Origin of the sequence: Acinetobacter sp. YH12070, from assembly GCF_013419625.1 — a bacterium.
Lineage (GTDB): Bacteria > Pseudomonadota > Gammaproteobacteria > Pseudomonadales > Moraxellaceae > Acinetobacter > Acinetobacter amyesii.
In genome coordinates, this window is record NZ_VOZT01000127.1 from 1 (window position 1) to 1,986 (window position 1,986).

The window sequence follows — 1,986 nt, forward strand, 5'->3', positions numbered from 1 at the left end:
AGAGTATTTTGATTATCATCTTAAAGAAACAGAATGGCGTTGGATGAGGGAGCCTAATGAGCTAGCAACAGAGTTGTGGGACCTCATTAGGTAAAACTAAGTGCAAATCTGCTAGTCTAGAGCCAAACAAATTGCACATTTAACTGTTCGGAGAAGCCCATGGAAACAATATTAGGACTGTGTATTGGTATTGGCTTAAGTGCTGCTTGTGGCTTCCGTGTCTTTGTACCTTTATTGGTGATGAGTGTTGCATCCATTTTAGGACTATTCGAACCAATGAAAGGATTCGAATGGTTGTCTATGCCTGCGGTTTGTATTGGCTTAGCAATTGCGACGGTTTGTGAAATTGCAGCTTACTATATTCCTTGGGTAGATAATGCGCTCGACACCATTTCAACACCTGCAGCCATGATTGCAGGGACCATTGCCACAATGGCAGTCAGCTCAGGTGAAATGTCACAGTTTGCCAGTTGGGCTGCAGCAATTATCGTGGGTGGTGGTACAGCAACAGCAGTGCAAATGAGTACTGTCGCTGCGCGTGGTGTATCTACCGCAACCACAGGTGGCGTTGCAAACCCCATCTTATCTACAGGAGAATGGATTGGTGCTGCAGTCTTGTCAGTATTGGCCTTTTTAGTTCCATTTTTTGTTGTGATCTTAGTGATTGCAATCGTGATCTGGTTGGTTCGCCGCATTCGCCAAAAACGAACTGTACAGGTCGATACCCCTTTATAAACCAATCAATATTTCACTCTAAAATGAATCCATCTTTTAGAGTGAGTGATCTGCGTTTTGTTTAATAAATATAAAATTAAAAATCAGAAACTGAGTATTAGCAAAGTTTGATAAAGATTATAAAAATTATAAGAAGCGCTACTGATACACAGACCATCATACAGTTAGCGACGAGTACTATGGGTTGTCTGATTTGGACGCCGTATTTGTTGATGTCAGTTCGAGTGAAAAATACCTTTATTCAACATACAAAGCACTCGGCTTAAGCGCAAATCTCTATCAAGCAATTCCACCTATCTGTCTTAAAAGAGCACATCATTCTGCGTTTAAGGCATCCAAGAGACGGCTAAAAAAAATCTTTAAATTGCGATTGATTTTTGAACAATAAAGGCATAATTTTAGTATGTGCTTATAAATCACATAATTTTTATATGGATTTATTAATCTTTGAATTTTATAAAAAATAATGAGGGGAGTGGTAGATGATTAAATTTATAGTCGATGAAAATGCCTTAACGAATGGCTCGCATTTAATTCACAATGGTACGCAAGGATGCGTAGACATGCCGCAGTTTGACCAGCAAATATTGATTGGTTATTTTGCCAATTTCGAACTCGCTTATAAGCGTGCACGAATGAGCTGGCCTACAGAAAAAGTTGTCGGTTGCGATAAATGCTGTAGTCAAAGCTAGAAATTCAACATGCATTAACCTTGAAATAAAGCTGTATATCCAAGAAAAATGGCGCAGAAATTGCTAACTAAAAAAGGTAATCGCGTTATTAATAGGATATACAGCATGACCACAGAAACCATCCGTTCTACAAAATATCCAGCAGAGGCGCATGCCTATGCAGCATGGCCTTTGATCCTGATCATCATTGGTGGTGCGATTGGACTGGTATATGCCGTGATTGCATATCTGATCAATCTCAAAATATATACATCAGACCTCAGTCGAATGAATAAAATTTTGGCCAATTTACTCTGTGGTATGGCGGCATGTAGTGGTTGGTGGTTTAGCGCACAGTGGGTACAAAGCTATTTAGTTCATTGACTAATAAATCGTTGAATTGATCATGAATTAAATAACTGATGTTACACACTTAAAAGTAGTTTTGTATTTTTTAAGGCTCTAGACTAGCAGAATAGATATGTTAGTCTAGAATCATGATAGAAAACAGTAAATTAAGTCACTATAAGATTAAAAAAATTATTCAGTGCTTTTGCATTGATATTCCTGCTTCTAAAAC

Annotated in this window: 4 protein-coding genes and 2 pseudogenes; all 6 read left to right on the plus strand. The window is 38.3% G+C overall.

Annotated elements, in window-relative coordinates; genetic code table 11:
* Positions 1–94 (plus strand): annotated as a pseudogene (locus FTU17_RS17200) (IS1595 family transposase); the annotation flags it as partial.
* A gap of 65 nt (positions 95–159) precedes the next feature.
* Positions 160–735, plus strand: coding sequence for a DUF4126 domain-containing protein (locus FTU17_RS17205; RefSeq protein WP_111884815.1), 576 nt, complete (start codon positions 160–162; stop codon positions 733–735).
* A gap of 107 nt (positions 736–842) precedes the next feature.
* Entirely contained in the window at positions 843–1,001 is a 159-nt protein-coding gene (locus FTU17_RS17815; protein WP_180136127.1) for a DUF2569 family protein, read from the plus strand.
* Positions 1,002–1,217: 216 nt separating this feature from the next.
* Positions 1,218–1,427: a hypothetical protein gene (locus FTU17_RS17215; RefSeq protein WP_078191130.1), complete on the plus strand. Its 210-nt coding sequence runs from the start codon at positions 1,218–1,220 to the stop codon at positions 1,425–1,427.
* Positions 1,428–1,532: 105 nt separating this feature from the next.
* Positions 1,533–1,790, plus strand: a complete 258-nt coding sequence (locus FTU17_RS17220) for a hypothetical protein (RefSeq protein WP_180021364.1) — start codon at positions 1,533–1,535, stop codon at positions 1,788–1,790.
* Positions 1,791–1,903: 113 nt separating this feature from the next.
* Positions 1,904–1,986: pseudogene (locus FTU17_RS17225) on the plus strand (IS1595 family transposase); the annotation flags it as partial.

Coding starts and splice junctions, on each gene's coding strand:
- FTU17_RS17205 (WP_111884815.1), top strand. CDS start 160: ATGGAAACAATATTAGGACTGTGTATTGGTATTGGCTTAAGTGCTGCT.
- FTU17_RS17215 (WP_078191130.1), top strand. CDS start 1,218: ATGATTAAATTTATAGTCGATGAAAATGCCTTAACGAATGGCTCGCAT.
- FTU17_RS17220 (WP_180021364.1), top strand. CDS start 1,533: ATGACCACAGAAACCATCCGTTCTACAAAATATCCAGCAGAGGCGCAT.